The sequence below is a fragment of the Desulfonatronum thiosulfatophilum genome (genome assembly GCF_900104215.1).
GTDB lineage: Bacteria > Desulfobacterota > Desulfovibrionia > Desulfovibrionales > Desulfonatronaceae > Desulfonatronum > Desulfonatronum thiosulfatophilum.
Map to the genome: position 1 here is coordinate 108,234 of NZ_FMXO01000003.1, position 16,426 is coordinate 124,659.

Annotated in this window: 13 protein-coding genes; 6 read left to right on the plus strand and 7 right to left on the minus strand. The window is 56.2% G+C overall.

The features are described 5' to 3' along the window. Window positions 1-236: 236 nt before the first annotated feature. A complete protein-coding gene (locus BLP93_RS03200) occupies window positions 237-1,907 on the plus strand; it encodes an FAD-dependent oxidoreductase (RefSeq protein ID WP_092117159.1) in 1,671 nt (556 codons plus the stop codon). Window position 1,908: 1 nt separating this feature from the next. Here the strand turns inward: BLP93_RS03200 and BLP93_RS03205 are convergent, their stop codons facing one another. Both BLP93_RS03205 and BLP93_RS03210 read right to left on the minus strand, forming a co-directional pair. Next, window positions 1,909-4,005: a GspE/PulE family protein gene (locus BLP93_RS03205; protein ID WP_244148627.1), complete on the minus strand. Its 2,097-nt coding sequence runs from the start codon at window positions 4,003-4,005 to the stop codon at window positions 1,909-1,911. Between the two features lie 4 nt (window positions 4,006-4,009). Next, window positions 4,010-5,068 (minus strand): response regulator, encoded by a 1,059-nt coding sequence (locus BLP93_RS03210; protein WP_092117161.1) that lies wholly within the window; start codon window positions 5,066-5,068, stop codon window positions 4,010-4,012. Window positions 5,069-5,534: 466 nt separating this feature from the next. Between BLP93_RS03210 and BLP93_RS03215 the strand changes: the two genes are divergently transcribed. Together BLP93_RS03215 and BLP93_RS16560 are read left to right on the plus strand one after the other, a co-directional pair. Beyond that, window positions 5,535-5,741, plus strand: a complete 207-nt coding sequence (locus BLP93_RS03215) for a hypothetical protein (protein WP_092117163.1) — start codon at window positions 5,535-5,537, stop codon at window positions 5,739-5,741. 263 nt (window positions 5,742-6,004) lie between these two features. After that, window positions 6,005-6,190, plus strand: coding sequence for a hypothetical protein (locus BLP93_RS16560; protein ID WP_139162898.1), 186 nt, complete (start codon window positions 6,005-6,007; stop codon window positions 6,188-6,190). On the opposite strand, the gene BLP93_RS03225 is transcribed toward BLP93_RS16560, so the two are convergent. Both BLP93_RS03225 and BLP93_RS03230 read right to left on the minus strand, forming a co-directional pair. After that, window positions 6,168-7,898 (minus strand): uracil-xanthine permease family protein, encoded by a 1,731-nt coding sequence (locus BLP93_RS03225; RefSeq protein WP_092117167.1) that lies wholly within the window; start codon window positions 7,896-7,898, stop codon window positions 6,168-6,170. The two genes, BLP93_RS16560 and BLP93_RS03225, sit on opposite strands and share 23 nt — an antisense overlap. A 762-nt stretch (window positions 7,899-8,660) precedes the next feature. Beyond that, window positions 8,661-9,296 (minus strand): outer membrane protein, encoded by a 636-nt coding sequence (locus BLP93_RS03230; RefSeq protein WP_092117169.1) that lies wholly within the window; start codon window positions 9,294-9,296, stop codon window positions 8,661-8,663. A gap of 706 nt (window positions 9,297-10,002) precedes the next feature. Here BLP93_RS03230 and BLP93_RS03235 point away from each other — a divergent pair. Then, window positions 10,003-10,455 (plus strand): FlxA-like family protein, encoded by a 453-nt coding sequence (locus BLP93_RS03235; protein WP_161946178.1) that lies wholly within the window; start codon window positions 10,003-10,005, stop codon window positions 10,453-10,455. 61 nt (window positions 10,456-10,516) lie between these two features. Here BLP93_RS03235 and BLP93_RS03240 read toward each other — a convergent pair whose 3' ends face one another. From BLP93_RS03240 to BLP93_RS16565, 3 genes are read right to left on the minus strand one after another with little or no spacing between them, the layout of a single operon-like run. Further along, window positions 10,517-12,433 carry a DNA topoisomerase 3 gene (locus tag BLP93_RS03240; RefSeq protein ID WP_092117173.1) on the minus strand — a complete coding sequence of 639 codons (1,917 nt, stop codon included), beginning with the start codon at window positions 12,431-12,433 and terminating at the stop codon, window positions 10,517-10,519. A 13-nt stretch (window positions 12,434-12,446) separates the two neighbouring features. Further along, complete coding sequence (locus tag BLP93_RS03245; protein ID WP_092117175.1) at window positions 12,447-13,976, minus strand: bifunctional GNAT family N-acetyltransferase/carbon-nitrogen hydrolase family protein; 1,530 nt, start codon at window positions 13,974-13,976, stop codon at window positions 12,447-12,449. A gap of 55 nt (window positions 13,977-14,031) precedes the next feature. Continuing rightward, window positions 14,032-14,400, minus strand: coding sequence for a hypothetical protein (locus BLP93_RS16565; RefSeq protein WP_139162900.1), 369 nt, complete (start codon window positions 14,398-14,400; stop codon window positions 14,032-14,034). Window positions 14,401-14,854: 454 nt separating this feature from the next. Here BLP93_RS16565 and BLP93_RS03255 point away from each other — a divergent pair, with 454 nt between their 5' ends. Further along, the gene (locus BLP93_RS03255; RefSeq protein ID WP_092117179.1) at window positions 14,855-15,718 is read left to right on the plus strand and encodes a YitT family protein; all 864 of its coding nucleotides are present in this window, start codon (window positions 14,855-14,857) and stop codon (window positions 15,716-15,718) included. A gap of 185 nt (window positions 15,719-15,903) precedes the next feature. After that, on the plus strand, window positions 15,904-16,302 hold the full coding sequence (locus BLP93_RS03260; RefSeq protein ID WP_092117181.1) for a response regulator: 399 nt from the start codon (window positions 15,904-15,906) through the stop codon (window positions 16,300-16,302). Window positions 16,303-16,426: the final 124 nt, after the last annotated feature.

Below are 16,426 nucleotides of genomic sequence, written 5' to 3' on the forward strand. Positions count from 1 at the left end.
CCTGCGGTCGCTCAAGGAAGGCGCCAAGGGGAACGTTCTAAAAGCAGGGGAAGAGCTTTGCTTTCAGAAATTTTCTTCTTGGCGACCTCTGCGACTTAAGCGAAGCGGACGGTTCTCCCCTTTTTATCGCTTTCGCGCATCTGAAATTGCCATGATATCGGGTCTTCAGTATCGTGCAACCACCAATCGCTGCATCTGCCCGCCTCACCCGCCATTACCCACCATGAGGAGCTGCCATGGCCTTCTGGAAAAGCAAGAAATCTTCCGCGGACGATTCGCGCGAAAGCTCCGAGCCCACGCAAAAATGGCTCCTCCCGGAGAAGAGCCGTATATACCTTGAAGACCTTTTTCGTGTAATGACTCGGGATGTTGTACTTTTTGTCTTCACCAGGGAGGAGGAGAACGTCCCCTACAACCGGTTCTGCACGGATTTTGTGAAGGACTTGGCCCGAATCAGCCCGAAAATCAAGGCAAATTTCGCGTCCATGGAATCCGGGGAGGCCGAGAAATACTCCGTACACCGCTCACCGACCATCCTCGTTCAGCCGGAGGACTATCGCATTCGTTTTACCGGAGCGCCCGCGGGCGAGGAAGGCAAGTCCCTCATTGAAACCATCCTGCTGGCATCCCTCAAGGAGAGCGGACTTTCGGAGACATCCATAAAAGTGCTGGCGCAATGCAAAGAGCCCCGGGACATCCAGGTTTTCGTCAACCCCGTCTGTCCCTACTGCCCGCAACAAGTGATGCATGCGATCCGCGCGGCCATCGAGCGCCCGGATCTGATTTCCACGGAATGCGTGGAAACCGGCCAGAATCAGGATTTGGCCCAACGATTCAACATCGGCGCCGTTCCCCATACGGTGGTCAATGCCGAACACAACATCATCGGCCTGGTTCCGGAGGAGCACTTCATGGCCGAGGTGTTGACGCTCCAGCCGGTGGCTCCGTCCACTGCGTCTCCGACCCCTGGAAATTCCGGTCAGGAAGCCGTGGACGTGGATCTGCTGATCGTGGGCGGTGGGCCGGCAGGTCTGAGCGCGGCCGTCTATGCCGCGCGCAGCGGTCTGAAAACGGTGATCCTGGAGGGCAAGACCGTGGGCGGACAGATCGTGGTCACGCCTGTGGTGGAGAATTATCCTGCGTTCACCTCCATTTCCGGTCTCAAGCTGGTGGAAATGATGTCCGAACAGGCCCGGCAGTATGTCCAGATCCTCCAGGGGGTGCCTGTTCACGAAGCCAAGATCGGCAGGCGCGTGGAGGCTCTGACGGATCGGGGGCTGTTCCGCGCCAGGGCTATGCTTCTGGCCACCGGAGCCACATGGCGCAAGCTGGGCGTTCCGGGAGAGGCAAAGTTTTTCGGCCATGGCGTGAACTACTGCGCCACCTGTGACGGCTACCTCTACAAGGGCCGGAACGTTTTGGTGGTCGGCGGGGGCAATACGGCCCTGACCGATGCCCTGTACCTGAAGAACCTCGGTGCCGGCGTGGCCGTCATCCACCGCCGCGACGCCTTCCGGGGCGAGCAGCATCTGGTGGACGCCTTGGATCGCGAACACATTCCGGTCTACTGGAACACCGTGGTGGAGGAGATCCTGGGCGAGGAGTCGGTGCGGGCTGTGCGGATCCGCGACGTGCATAGCGGTGTGCAGCGTGAAGTTTCGACGGACGGTGTTTTCGTGGCCATCGGCGAGACGGCCAATGCCGACCTGGCCAGGGATCTCGGTCTCCAACTGAACGAGGACGGCACAGTTTTCGTGGACCACCGGATGCGTACAAGTCATCCCCGTATCTATGCCGCGGGAGACGTTACGGGCGGAGTGCGCCAGATCGTCACGGCCGTCGGCCAGGGATCCGTGGCGGCCTTGAGCATATTCGAGGATCTTTCCAAAGAGCCTTCGAACGATTGAGCTACCACCCACTCACCGACCGAACCTGGGACATGTCGGTCACGCCCTGCAGCACTTTGAGCAGGGCGTCCTGTTTCAGGGTCAGCATCCCGTCGGCCACGGCCTGATCCCGGATTTCCTCGGTATGGCCGCGGCGCTTGATCAGGTTTTTTATCCGCGTCGAGCTGGCCATCAGTTCATGAACGCCGATCCGGCCGCGGTAGCCCTGGTTGCACTGACCGCACCCCTTGGCCCGATACAATGAAATATCCCTGGACATGGGAATGTACTGGTCAAAGCCCGCCCCGAATTCTTTTTGCAGATCGTCCACCTCCTGCTTGGCGGGGCGATAGGCTTCCTTGCATTGGGTGCAGAGGGTTTTGATCAGCCTCTGGGCCACGACGCAGAGCAAAGAGTCCGCGAAGTTGAACGGGTCCAGATCCATGTCCAGCAGGCGCGTGATGGTTTCGGGCGCGGAATTGGTGTGCAGCGTGGAGAAAACCAAGTGGCCCGTCAGCGAGGCCTGAACCCCGATATGCGCGGTTTCCGCGTCCCGCATCTCACCGATCATGATCACATCCGGATCGGCCCGCAGGAAGGACCGCAGGGTTGTGGCGAAATCCAGGCCGATCTTGGGGTTGATCTGAACCTGGCGCAGGCCTTCCTGGGTGATTTCCACCGGGTCCTCGGCCGTCCAGATCTTGCGTTCGGAAGTGTTGATGTAGCTGATGGCCGAGTGGAGCGAGGTGGTCTTGCCGGAGCCCGTGGGGCCGACCACGACGATCAGCCCGTAGGGCTTGTAGACCGCGTTCTTGAACTTGGCCAGATTGTCGTCGGACATGCCCAGCTTTTCCAGGGGCAGGGGCTTGCCCGAGGCCAGTAGGCGCAGGACCACGTCTTCATGGTTTTCGATGGTCGGCAGGATGGCCACCCGAAATTCAACAATTTTACCCAGCTCAGGCAGGCGCATCTTGATTTTGCCGTCCTGAGGCAGACGGCGCTCCGCGATGTTCAGGTGGGCCATGATCTTGATCCGGGAGATGAGCGGCTTGGCCATGCCGGCGCGAATTTTCCGGAACTCATGGCAGCTGCCGTCGATCCGAAACCGTACCGAGCAGAATCTGTTGCGCGGATCGGGTTCGATATGGATGTCCGAGGCATTGCGGCGCCAGGCCTCCACCAGCAGGGCGTTCACCAGCCGCACGACCTCGGAATCCGTGACCCCGGTCTCCATGTCCAGATGCGGTTCCACTTCCTCATCGATTCGCGCTTCCACCGAATCCCCAAGTTCCATCAGTTCCTCTGAACCCAGGCGACGGTAGAACAGCTCGATGAATCCATGGATGTCGGAAATCAGGGCAACCTTCGGTTCGATCCGGCTGGTGCCGAAAATGAATCGGATTTCATCCAGTCGGGCATGATCGAAGGGGTTGGCCATCAGCACGGTGATGGTGTTCCCGTCAACAGCCAGAGGGGTCCACCCGGAGCGTTTCAGGTATTCCGGGTCCAGCTTGCGCTTTTCCAAGAGTTCAAAGGGGGCGTCGATATTCGGATCGAAATCCACGAAGGGCACTTCATAAAAAGTGGCCAGAGATTCACCCAGGGCCTGCTTACTGATCTTCGCTTCCCGCAGGAGCAACTGGTCCAGGTCCTCGTTGTTTTCTTTGGCGGACAAGGTCAGCTCGGCAAGCTGCTGCTCGGCAAGGTCTCCCTTCGAGATCAGCTGACTGTAGCGATGCTGTGGGCGGCTTTCCTTTTGCCCGATGGCCTTCAGCTTCTCAGCTAGGCCCGGGTGGTTCGGGTTCAGGCGGTGGGCCTGCCAGAAGGCTTGCTTGGCCTGGACCAGATCCTTGGCCTGGAACAAGGATTGGCCGAGCTGGTAGTACAACGCCGCCTGTTCATGCACGGTTAGGGATGATTCCATCAACGCCTTGGCCAGAAAATCAGCCATTTCCCGGTGTTGGCCCAGGGCCCGCAGGGACTGGATCAGCAGGGTGATCACGGCAAAGGTTTTCTTGCCACTGCGATAATCGTCGAGCAGTGAAGTGGCGGCTTCCTGGAATCTTCCCTGCCGGAAGAGCGCTTCCCCCTGAAGGTTGGTTGATGAAGCAGTTGTCATTGGTTCATTGAGGTAAAGGCTGGGTGATGCCTGGTGCCTTGATCGCAAGACGGGTCTGAACGGAGCCGTCCTGCTCGGCGATGACGACATCCGCGATGGTTTCCGAAGTTATTACGATGCTCGAATAATCGGCGGCAGCGACAGGAACATGGCCGTCGAGACGGATAATCCAGTCCCACAGCACTGCCGTGGCTTGGGCTAAATGGTGCGGTTCAAATTCCGGGATGACAGTCAATGGGCGAACTTGCGGTTCCAAAGGAATCCGGATGTGGGAATTGCGGCTGACGGATTCGTTCCATTCGGCGATCTGTCGACTGAAGCGGATCAGCAGCAACCGGAGGTGCTCCTGATCGATCTCCGGGGCGATCAGGCAGTACCGACCCCAGTCCAGTCTGCCCAGCCGATCATAGCTGCGCAGCCTGTCGCGGATCTGGGCCGAAAGGTCCCGCTCCATCCATTCGGCCATCATCAACCCATGGTTCAGATGAACGCTTTCCAGGCCGTATAACTCGAACACGGCCAGGGAAAAGCAGCTGCGCTTGCGGAAAGCCTTGTTCAATTCCTCATGCAATGCCCTTTTCAGTCCTGAAGAGGTTAAAATGCCGGCGGAAATGCTCATCTGGTGCACGGCGGCGATCTGTTTTTGATTAAGCAGAAATTTCTGGGCCTTGCGGACCCGCCAGCAAAGTTCTCCGGGAAAATACGGCCGCAGCAGGTAGTCGTCGATGGAATTGCCATCAGCAGGAAATCTAACGAAATCCTCTCCCGAGCCGATCATGATGATCTGGAGATGCTGGTTTTGAAAGCGGTTGCGGTGCCGCAGGAGATGCACGAAATCGAAGCCGCCGATATCCGTGGCCTCCACCTGGACAAGAACGATTCTCAAGTTCTTGTGATCCTCCAGCAGACTCAACGCCCTCAAGTGGCTCGTCGCGGTGAAGACCTTGAAGCCGCTCCTGCGCAGTTCCAACTCCATGGATCTCCCCTGTTCGATGTCAGATTCAATCAGGAGGATGGAGACGTTCAGATCTTCCGGCTCTTCGTCATGGTTCCACTTATCCATACCGACCTCAGTTCGTTGCGCTTGCGAAGATAATCGACATCAGCTGAAGCTTCCATTGCATTCATTACAATTATCCCTGGACATGAGGAAATGCAACCAAATTGACTTGCACCATTCTTGCAATTATTGCGGTTCATTCGGCTGGAGCGTATTTTTGAAATATGAACCGCCCGCTACGCTCAAGCCCGCAGAGGCCGCCAAGAAGATTTCGTCTTCCGCTGGAAAGGTGTGTTAAGCCAAAAAGGCTTCACGTCTGCCGGCGATGTCTTGTTCATCCCGTCAAAGAAGGCAACCTTTCTGAAAGCAGCTCCTTTCCTGCTTTCAGAAAATGTTTCCCCTTGGCGATCTCGGCGTCTTCAGCGATCAACGGGAGCGAGCGGTTTAATGTTTTTTTGAGACGCGCTTCACTCAATGCGCTGTGTCGGCGCAATACAGATAAACGAGCAACTACAAAGAGGAGTCAAACATGTCGTGGGTAGCCATCAGGCGTTTCAATGTTGGAGATCCGGATATCGCACGGACGAAAAAACACTGGGAAGATGTGGCCGAGGATCTGGGTTTGCTCGCCGAATCCAATGTTTTGCTTGAGGAAGGAGATAAAGAGGTCAAGCTGTATGTCAGCGAAACAGTAAACGAGTTTTTCAAAGGCCAGCCAGGAGGACACTACTCCTGAAAATTCCGGACAGTGTCGTTTCGATCAATCTGCCACCGCGCAACCGTAATTTGCCTTGGCGCGGCCCGACAATCCGTACCGGGTCGCGCCAATGCATCAATCTCATCGACCCTGTCATGGTCGCTGGAAACCAGCATACAGGCCCTCCCGACAAAGCAGGCAGGGCTCCTGTATTGCACACCCCATGTTCCACGCCAATCGGGCAAAAAGGTGAACCTCCGTCCCAAAGGCCTCGCCATCCTCCGTTGGAATACGCCTCGCCCATGCCGGAAAAGCACGAAAATGGAATCCAGCTGCGGATCATGGATGTGGATCGGGATCTCCACTCCCGGCTCGATTTCCAGTTGCGAAAACTCAGCCTGTCCGAATCCGCCCCCCTGGACCAGAACGGCGATTTTCACCCCGGAAAACTTCTAACGAGAAACTTTAATCATCGATATAAAAAGTAATGTAGGTATTCCCGGAGAGGTGGAAGTGCAGCACGTCGCGGGCCATCTTGGCCAGTAGAAAAAGGCCCAGTCTGGAAAGATCCTGGTCGTTTGCGCAGGAGGGGTGGATGGGGGGCGGACAGCGGTCCACGTCTTCGACCTGCGAGCCGCATATGATTTCCACGAACATGCCCTCTTCCTTGCGCTGGATGTCGAACAGGCATGTCTTGCCCTCATCGGCGACGTGCTCGCAGAGATGGCTGAACGTTTCTTCGCAGGACAGGCGCAGACGATGGAAGGCTGTGTCGCTTATCTTGAACTTATGCCGAACATCCTCCAGCGTGGCCAGCAGCTTCGGCATTTCCTCAGTCCGGGGCAGAAGCCGAAACGTCATTTGGGGCTTGGGAAAGAGAACCAGCAACAGGCTCATGGCCATTGCCACAAAACCGCCCATGGCCACGCCGCTCTGGAGTACCGGGCTCAGAGCCACGGGCATTACATCCGGAAAGAAGTTGCGAGTCTCGGCTACAAGCCCGGCACACAGGGACAGCCCCAAGATCAGCCCGATCTGGAAACTCAGCCCGGAGCTGATGATCAGGCTGATGCCAGCGGCAAAGAGCATCCCGCAGATGACCACGAGCATTCCGCCGATGACCGGGGCGGGCAGGTCCAACAGAAAACCGGATATTTTGGGCATAAAAGCCAGTGCGAAGAGGATTGCCGCGCCCATCAGGCCGACGCGACGCGAGGCGACGCGGGTCATCTTCAGCAGCGGCAGGTTGTCGCAGAACGTAGCCACGGGCGCGGCGCCGCTTAATCCGGCCAGCCCCTTGGCCACGGCGTCCCCGTACAGCCCGGTTTGGACCCGCTGATAGTCCACTTTGCGAAACCGGCGCAGCGAGAACTGCTGAACGAGCATGATGTTCCCGGTTCCCTCCATGGAACTGACTACGGCGGCCATGACAAATGCCGCCAGAAGCGGCACATGGCTCAGCCCCAGATCCAGCTCGAGGCCCGGCCAGGCCCATTGCGGCAAGCCTATCCACGGTGCCGAGACAGCCTGTTCGAGCTCAAGTATCCCGAAAAACCAGGCCGCAGCACATCCCGCGCCCAGCCCTAAAAGCGGGGTCCAGAGCCGCAGAGTCGTATTTCCGAATAGCATCAGCAGCACCAGGGCGGACATGGTGATCACGCCCACGATGTAGTTGGAGGCCGATCCGAATCCGGGCCGGTCCGGAAGTCCGCCCTGCCACAGTTCGATGGCAATGGGCATCAGGCTGAGCGCCACGAGGATGATCATGATCCCGCCGATTTGCGGGGTGACGATATGGCGCAGGAATCGCAGGAAATAGGAATAGAAAAAGACCACCGGCGCGCTGAGCAGGGTCATGGTGGCCATCAACTCCAGTCCGCCCATGCGCACCGCGCCGAGAGTACAGGCGAGAAATGCGGAATAAGAACCCATGAAGAGCACGAATCCGCAGCCGATGCGTCCCACCCGCAGGGTCTGGATCAAGGTGCCCAGGGCCGCGACAATGATGGTGGCAAAGGTGACGAAGGCGACCTGCTCGGGCGGAGTGAGCGTGGCCTTGCCGATCATTATCGGCAGGAAGATAATTCCGTCGAAGATCAGGGAAACATGGGTCAACCCCAAGAGCAGGGACAACCCCCAACCTGCCTTGTCGTCCGCGGCATGGAGGATGCGGTCTGAATCAGCGCGTAAGGTCATGGGTGTTATTTGGCTGTTGATGCGTGGTAGTCATTAGCAGGGACGGAATAGAGCTGCTTCTCTGACCGTCCACGCCATCATAATTTTGTTCACTTGCTTTTTTTTGCTGTTGAAAAGCACCTTTACTTATCAAGCCACTACATGTCGACTGTCATGGTTCGTGATATGGTGTTGTACGGGCGCACCAAGACTGGCCGGGCTGGATTCCGGAATAGTCCGGTCGACATGCCAGTCCTTCTTGCTCCGCTTGTGCTGAAGTAGTAGTGGCGGCCGTTTTCTTCTGGAAATGAAAGACGTAATGCAACTGCTCATTTGTGTTCCGGCTTGCCTCGATTTTTCACCCTCGCAACTCCTTCGCTGGCTTCGCAACATCGAACCATTGCCCGAATAAACATCCGTTGGCGTTTCAGGCGTCCAGCAATGGTTTGATGAACGAATCTTGGCTCAGTCAGACAGGCGAGGCCAAAAATCGAGATAAGCCGGAACAATCCTGGGTACTTTCAGAATATGCTGAATAGTTACGGCCGAACAAGCGAGGGGCGGCTTCGGAAAGAGGGCAGCGATGCGCAGAGGTCGAGCATCACGCCCTTATTGAAAAACCTTGAAATGCTCCGCATGGGAGTTTTAAGCCGTTTGGGAATGGAGATTCATTGCCCGCAGGATTGAAGACGCGGGAGGGCGATGACCCTCCCGCATGAGGTTGGCAACAGTTGTTGCGTAGACTGTCGCTTCGTTTTCTGAAGCGACTTGTTCAACATCTCATCAGAACATGTATCCCACCTGCACACCAAGCCTGAAGTTGTTCATGTCCACGTTGGAGCGAAAATTTGTCCCGCTGAGATGGACATTCATATCTTCCGTCCATTGGTACTTTGCGTTGACGCCGGCAAACAGATTCGGGGTGAACCTGTAGTTGACGTCCGTAAAGAGTTGAACGCCGAAGACCCAGTCCTCACTCACATTGGCACTGCGGCCGCCTACATCGACATCCAAATCCAGCCAGCTGTAGGAAAGCCCGCCGCCAAAACCCAGCACAACGTTCGGTGCGACTTCGGCCGCGTACTTCAGGTTCAATTCCAGAGGGACGAAATGAACCCTGGTGTCAATGGTTTGAATAGTCACTCCGTCAAGAGAAACAAGCCTGTCGTTAGTGGCTCGTGCCCAGCCGATCTCACCGCCGACATACAGATTCGGGAAGAGTTGGTGGTATCCTTCAACACCCAGATAAATCCCGTCCGACAGATCTACGTCGAACACGCTGTCTTGGAAGGAGATCCAATTAACCTTGAACGCCGCATTACTTTGGCCCAGGGCGAATCCTTCGAGCCTCATCTGGGCGAAGGACGTCGACGAAGACAACAAGACCGCCAGAAACACCGCAATAACTAACTTCTTCATGATCCATTCCTCCTTTTGAAATGTTTCTTCCAAAACTTGCTCTTGCCTGAAAATTGCCTGAAATGCCTCAGAAAATCCCTCCTTTGTTTGTGAGGCAATGGCGATTGCATATTCAAGCGGCAGACCTATTCCATTTCATGGAAACGTCCGCCGTGGCCGGATTGGGCGTACCGATGAACGATGGCGACATCATTTCAAAATACGTATTACGAATCGAGCCGCAAAACTCGGTTGGGGGTTAGCCCTAAAACCTTCTTTTTCCGCATTGCCCTGGTTCGGGTGGATAGCCGTAAAAATAGGTATAGCCAAATGAAAGTCAAGAAAATTGATATGTTATGTCGTATCGCGGAGGGTTGATTTTGAAGTTTGTTCCTATGAATACGACAGCTGTTTACAGTCAGGAGCTTCCAATTTATCCGCGCGCCATCTGAATTGGTGCGGGGCCTGGACTGAAAAATTACTGCATCGAGTCTGATCAGCGGGAAAGGTGCTCCTCCAGCCGAAGACAACAGCCGTTGCGGTCGAATCGTTAAATCAGATGATTGTTTTGTGTTGAAGCGCTGGGTGGATAAATGCCCTGATGAAGCATCAAGCTCCTCGGTGGCTCATATTCTGAAAAAAAAAGGGATCACTTCATGTATTGAAAGCATGGGAACATTAATTGCTAGAGTTTAACGCCTGGCAACTTTTTCCCATGGAGGGGGTTATGCGAATTGATGGCTATCGGGAAATCTGGAAAATGGAAGAAGTAGTCAACCGCTCGTTGCATGACAGAGCAGGTTCAGCGGGGGAACAACGCAGCGCCCCGACCTCCTGGGGTTCTGATGCCGTAACGATATCGCCCGCGGCCAGAGACGCTCAGAGTGCATTGAGAAAAGATGAAGAAACGGACGGTGACAATACAGCGGCGGAGGCATTCAAGGCATATATGGACAAGACAAGAGGGGGGAGCGGTTCGTCTGGGGACTCGCCGATCGAGGCGTTGAAGGCCAGGCTGAAGGATTTGGAAAACAAGTTGGCTTCCATCGCCGCCAGCCCCACAATGCAGGAACAGACAAAGAACAGCATGATGCAGGCAATTCAGGCTGAAATAACACAGGTCACTGCGCAAATCGCCGAGCTTGAAGCACAAGCCGCGGAAGGTTCGGGCAAAAAATAGTCGCGTGAAAGCGTGACGGGGACAATCAACGCCTAAAGAGCGGTAGTTTGCCGAGTTCCGCCTAAACGGTTTTTGCGGCTTGGAGCTGCGCTTCCGGGGGGCGGACGCGGGGTTTGGCGGGTTGTCGGGCCAGGATTGTGATTCCGTCGCGGGTGAACTGCTTGATTTTGGTAATGAAGGTCCGGGGATCGTCCTTGCCCTGGGCGATGTCCTCCAGGTTTTTTTCCCAGAGATGGGTAATCTTGGCTGAGGTCAGCTGAGGCACGGTGGATTCCACGAAGTCGATCAGGGTGGTCCCGGTGTCCGTGGCGATCAGCCGCTTTTTTTCGCGGCGGACATAGCCTCGCTCCACCAGCAGTTCGATGATCGCCGCCCGGGTCGACGGCCGTCCGATACCCACGGTCGGTGCGGGCTGGGATTGATCCTCCAGCCCCATGATGTTTTCGTTCTCCAGGCCGCCCACCTCGAACTCGCCTTTTTCCATGGCGCCAAGCAGCGTCTTTTCCGTGAAATGAGAAGGAGGCTTGGTCTTGCTGGCCTTGACCTCGGTCTTGTCTATGTGAATCGCGTCCCCCTGCCGCAATAGCGGCAGAACCACGTCGTCTCCCTTGCGCCAGGGCTCGGCTACCAGCCAGCCCGTCTCCATAAAGATTTTGCCGCCGGCGTGCAGCTTCTCTCCGCTCACATCGAGAATCACTTTGGTATTTTGCACCTTGGCCGGGGGCAGGAACGCGGCCAGAAGCCGCCGGGCCACCAGATCGTAGAGCTGCTTCAGAGGTTGGGCCATGGACGAGGACGGCGTCTTGCCCGTAGGCAGAATGGCGTAATGGTCCGTGACCTTGGCGTCGTTGACGCAGGCAAAGGATTGTTCGCTTTTCAACCTGTTCAGGGCCAGGTCGATCAGGGGTTTGTAGCCTTTGGGCAGGGCGGCCATGCGCTGGGGCATTTCCTTGAAGATTTCCTGGGTGATGTACTGGCTGTCCGTACGCGGATAGGTGATTACCTTTTCCACCTCGTACAGCTTCTGGGCCATGTCCAGGGTCTGCTTGGCGGAAAAACCGTATCGGGCATTGGCTTCTTTCTGGAGCGCGGTCAGGTCGTAGAGCAGGGGCGGGGCGATGACGACCTCTTTCTGATCCAAAGCGGCCACGATTCCGTCCTGTCCATCCACCTTGGCGGCTTGATCCGCGGCGTCCTGTTTGGTGGCGAATCTGTCGCCGCTATAATCCGGCGGCGCCATGACCTGGGCCGGGAACGGAGTCCTGGCTTCTTCGGTTTCGTCTGTTTCACCAGACAGGGCGCGGACCGTGGCCGTACAGGTGAAAAACGGTTCGGAAACAAAGGCATCAATGGCTTTGCGGCGATGCACCAGGAGCGCCAGCACCGGGGTCTGAACCCGTCCAATGCTGAACTTGTCGCCGCCCTTGATGGTGTAGGCGCGGGAGAAGTTCATGCCCACCAACCAGTCCGATTCAGAGCGGGCCCGGGCCGAGGCCGCCAGATTGTCGAATTTGTGCCCGGGCTGCAGTTCAGCAAAGGCCTTGCGGATGCCGGCGTCCGTATTGTCCAGGATCCACAATCGGCGAAACGGTTTGCTGCATTGCAGGTAGCCGTACAGGTGTCGAAAGATCAGCTCTCCTTCCCGTCCCGCGTCCGTGGCCACGATAATCTCGCCTACGTCCTCGCGGGCCAGCAGACCTCGCAAGACGCCGAGCTGGCTGGCGGTGCTGGGCATTTCCTTGAGTTGAAAGTTCTCCGGGAACATGGGCAGGTTCGCAAAGGACCACTTCACCCAGGCTGGATTCTGCTCTCCGGGAAAGGCATAGCCCAGCAAATGGCCGATCATCCAGGAGATAACGTATTGCTCGTTTTCCAGGTATCCGGAGGAACGACCAGAAGAGGCCTTGGACGCCACCTTGAGCACCCGGGCCAGATCCCGTCCGGCGGACGGCTTCTCGGCCAGAATCAGGGGTTTCATGTCGTCCCATCCGTCATTTGCCCGTCCACTTCAGCCTGTACAGGTCGCGGCGCCGGCTTTTCATGTTCTGGACGCTGCCCTGGCGGCGGAGTTCCTTGAGCAGGTCCAGGTCCACGTCGGTGATCAGCGTGGTTTCCGTGTTCGGCGTGGTTTCGGCGGCAATGGCGTCATGGGGAAAGGCGAAATCCGAGGGCGTGAAGATGGCGGACTGGGAGTACTGGATGCCCATTGTTTCGACCTTGGGAATGTTGCCCACGCTGCCGGAGATGACCACATAGCATTCGTTCTCAATGGCCCGGGCCTGGGCGCACAGTCGCACCCGCAGGTAGGCGTTCTTGGTATCCGTCCAGAAGGGGACCAGGAGGATGTTCGCCCCGCGTTCCACCAGCAGCCTGGCCAGTTCCGGAAACTCGATGTCGTAGCAGATCAGGATGCCGATCCGGCCGATGTCCGTATCGAAGGTCTTGAGCACCTCGCCGCCGGTCAGCCCCCATGCGCGGTCCTCGTCCGGCGTGATGTGCAGCTTGTACTGGGCGTCCCAGGTTCCGTCCCGGCGGCAGAGAAAGGAGACGTTGTACAGCTTGTGATCCCGGTACTCCGGCACAGATCCGCTGACGATGTTGATGTTGTAGGCCAGGGCCAGGCGCATCAACTCCTCGCGCAGCACCTCGGTGTACTCGCCCAGGCGGCGCATGGCTTCGGGAGGGCTTTCGTTCTCGTACTGGGCGATCAGCGGAGCGTTGAACAATTCCGGAAAGAGGACCAAGTCCGTGCCGTAGTCGGAAACAGTGTCCACGAAGAACTCCACCTGTTGCTGGAAATCGTCGAAGGACGCGAATCGCCGCATCTGCCACTGCACCGTGCCCAGGCGGACAACTGTCTTGCGCCCGCCGATGAGCCGGGTTCTGGCCTCGTAGTAGATGTTGTTCCACTCCAGGAGCACGGCATTGCCTTCGGATTGGTGGTCTGAAGGATAATAGTTCTTGAGCAGGCGTTTGACGTGGAAATCGTTGGAAAGCTGGAAAGACAGGACAGGGTCGTAGATTTCCTTGCGTTTGACCCGGTTGATGTATTCCTGGGGTTGGATTTCCTCCTTGAATTTGCGGTAGCCGGGAATTCGGCCGCCGACGATGATCCCGCGCAGATTGAGCTTTTCGCAGAGTTCTTTGCGGGCGTCGTACAATCTGCGGCCCAGGCGCATGCCCTGGTATTCGGGATCAACGATGATTTCGATGCCGTAGAGGTAATCGCCTTCGGGTTCGTGATTGGCCAGGGTGCCGTCGCCGACCACCTGCAGATAGGTGTGTCGCCCTACATAACCAGCGTAATCGATCATCATGGTCAAGGCCACGGCCACGGCCCGGCCCTTGTCCTCGATGCAGATTTGGCCTTCAGGAAAGCGCGCGATCATGGCCTCGACCTGCGATTTCTCCCAGGGCGAATCCACGGTGCGATAAACCCGCTGCATGATGGCCTGGAGGTCGGCGTAGTCGTCAATGCGCAGATTGCGCAGATTCAATTTGTGCGTAATGCTTGCGTTCATAATCCCTAGGTGTGAATTTGAATGTTTTCGAGACGGCTATATCACTTTCGGCGCCTTAAACCCTCGCTGTCCATGATATCCGGCGTAGGCGCTGCTCGTCCCAGTCGTCGCGCAACACGCGGTTGCGATATGTTTCCCGGCCCTGAGGGTCGGGCTTGCGGTGCAAGAGTCCTCGTAGGCCTGATTGTCGACAATGTCGAACGGGCGAAGCGAAATCGTCACTCTCCCGCAGGGCCGCCTGAAAACGGCTTTCATCCCACCGTTCATCAATCCTCCAGATCCGAAAATGGCGCATTTCGTCGCGGTCCGGCTTGCGTCCCAGAATATCCTGGTATGCCCTTATTATGATCCGCTGGTAATCCTGTGCATGACGGGGGGCGCATGCAGCAGTAACGCCACGACGAATAGGAAGAACCCTAGCCAAACATTGCGCCTGAACATGTCGCCTCCAATGATCATTGTGAAAATCAGCCGTGCAGTCCTTTACAAAAGGAGCGGCGCCGGGGCAAGGCAGAGTCCGCTCCATCAGGGCAGGTTTGTTTTCACGGCTGTTTACCCTGTTTTTGTCGGAAAACTCATTGCTGGCCTCGTAATATCAAGCCGTCTATCTCAAGCAACTAGGGAACAAAAGTCTAGTCCGATCTATACGCCTTAGTCAGTCCTTGCCTTCGAAAAGAGATAGAGTTACCCACGGAAAATCGGTTTGTCGCCGAGACGGGTATGGCCCCGTGCTCACCGGGAGTTCTGTTGAAGCCGTCCTACAAGTCGGATATTCAGAAGGTGGGACGGCATTGTCTTCCAGGGTTGCGATTTTTGCGTCGCGGCCCTTTTGTTTTTGACGTATGCAATAACCAACGAAACAACATCAGGCAGGAGTCATGACTAAACGACACGAGAGGTTCACCTTTACGATCTGGTGGAATCTATTATTGATCACCGTGGGCACGATCATCTATACGTTGGGGCTGAAAGGGATCGTCGTGCATCATGGTTTTATCCCCGGGGGAATCTTCGGGGTGGGCTTGCTCATCTATTATCAGTATCCGATTCTTTCCGCGGGCATCCTCTACTTCTTGTTGAACATTCCGCTATTCGTCGCAGGATGGGTCAACGTCAGCAAGCGCTTCTTTTACTACAGCCTGTACGCCATGATCGTGGCCACCTTAAGTTATGAGCTGGTCCATCTGGATTTCGGGGTCCGGGATCAACTCTATGCGGCCATTGCCGCGGGGGGGATCTGCGGCTTCGGGGTGGGCATCGTGCTGCGCTCGCTGGGCTCCAATGGGGGGATGGACGTCGTGGCCGTGATCTTGAATCAAAAGTACAATATCGGCATCGGCAAGACTTACTTCGTCTTCAATTTCTTTCTGTTCGGCATCAGCGCATTCATGTTGGATATCGACCTGATCATCGCCTCGTTGATTTTTGTTTTCATCACGTCCGTAGTTCTGGAATACACTCTGGCCCTTTTCAACCAGCGCAAGCTTGTGCTGATCATATCCGACCGAAGCAAGGAAATCGCCGATGAAATGATCAACCATCTGAAGATGGGGGCGACGTTCATCCGCGGACGGGGGGCGTATTCCGGTCAGGACAAAAACATTATCATGGCCATCACCAACAACATCGTCCTGAAGCGATTGGAGGAACTCGTATTCTCCAAAGATGAATATGCCATATTCATCGTTGAGAATACCTTCAATGTGCTTGGTTCGAGTTTTGCCAAGCGTAAAATCTATTGAGCCAAGTGATTATTCAGCTAATTTTGCAAAAGTGAACTGGATATAACCGGCGGAGGGTGTTGGGTTTCTTTTGCCGAGACGAGTCGAGCCCTGACCTTCTTGCCAGAGTATCGAGACTGAAGTACTGCAAATCAGCTTTAGTTGCGCGAAAAGGCGCATGAGGAAATCCTGCAAAAGAGGTGAATATGCGGTTCTTGATTGTTGAAGATGATTTTACCAGCCGATTGATGCTGCAGCGTATCGTCAAGCCCTATGCGCAGTGCGATCTTGCGGTGAACGGCGAGGAAGCCCTGGAGGCGTTCAAGCTCGCGCATCAGGAAAATCAGCCCTATGATCTGATTCTGATGGACATCATGATGCCGATCAAGGACGGCCAGCAGGCTTTGCTGGACATTCGGGAGCATGAACGTTCCCTGGGACTGGGGCCCAAGGATGAAGTCCGCGTGATCATGCTCACGGCCCTGGGTGATCCGAAAAATGTCGTCGATGCCTACTACAAAGGCGGAGCAAGTTCCTATCTCGTCAAACCCATCGACAAAGGGCTCCTTCTGGAAGTCATTCGCAACACGGGGTTAAAAATTTGATTCGTTCCACGATGTGCAAGCAATGAGGCGTTGCGACGTCCCCTGCATGACCAGTCCCTCGAACTGCATGTGAAGTACACCCCGGCCAACGTCACGGTCGCGATCCGCGCTAATCTTCGCATCT

What these genes read in the sequence shown, in the direction of transcription:
- BLP93_RS03230 (WP_092117169.1), bottom strand. Translation starts at nt 9,296, where the DNA reads ATGAAGAAGTTAGTTATTGCGGTGTTTCTGGCGGTCTTGTTGTCTTCG.
- BLP93_RS03245 (WP_092117175.1), bottom strand. Translation starts at nt 13,976, where the DNA reads ATGAACGCAAGCATTACGCACAAATTGAATCTGCGCAATCTGCGCATT.
- BLP93_RS03205 (WP_244148627.1), bottom strand. Translation starts at nt 4,005, where the DNA reads ATGACAACTGCTTCATCAACCAACCTTCAGGGGGAAGCGCTCTTCCGG.
- BLP93_RS03225 (WP_092117167.1), bottom strand. Translation starts at nt 7,898, where the DNA reads ATGACCTTACGCGCTGATTCAGACCGCATCCTCCATGCCGCGGACGAC.
- BLP93_RS03200 (WP_092117159.1), top strand. Translation starts at nt 237, where the DNA reads ATGGCCTTCTGGAAAAGCAAGAAATCTTCCGCGGACGATTCGCGCGAA.
- BLP93_RS03215 (WP_092117163.1), top strand. Translation starts at nt 5,535, where the DNA reads ATGTCGTGGGTAGCCATCAGGCGTTTCAATGTTGGAGATCCGGATATC.
- BLP93_RS03210 (WP_092117161.1), bottom strand. Translation starts at nt 5,068, where the DNA reads ATGGATAAGTGGAACCATGACGAAGAGCCGGAAGATCTGAACGTCTCC.
- BLP93_RS03260 (WP_092117181.1), top strand. Translation starts at nt 15,904, where the DNA reads ATGCGGTTCTTGATTGTTGAAGATGATTTTACCAGCCGATTGATGCTG.
- BLP93_RS03240 (WP_092117173.1), bottom strand. Translation starts at nt 12,433, where the DNA reads ATGAAACCCCTGATTCTGGCCGAGAAGCCGTCCGCCGGACGGGATCTG.
- BLP93_RS16560 (WP_139162898.1), top strand. Translation starts at nt 6,005, where the DNA reads ATGCCGGAAAAGCACGAAAATGGAATCCAGCTGCGGATCATGGATGTG.
- BLP93_RS03235 (WP_161946178.1), top strand. Translation starts at nt 10,003, where the DNA reads ATGCGAATTGATGGCTATCGGGAAATCTGGAAAATGGAAGAAGTAGTC.
- BLP93_RS03255 (WP_092117179.1), top strand. Translation starts at nt 14,855, where the DNA reads ATGACTAAACGACACGAGAGGTTCACCTTTACGATCTGGTGGAATCTA.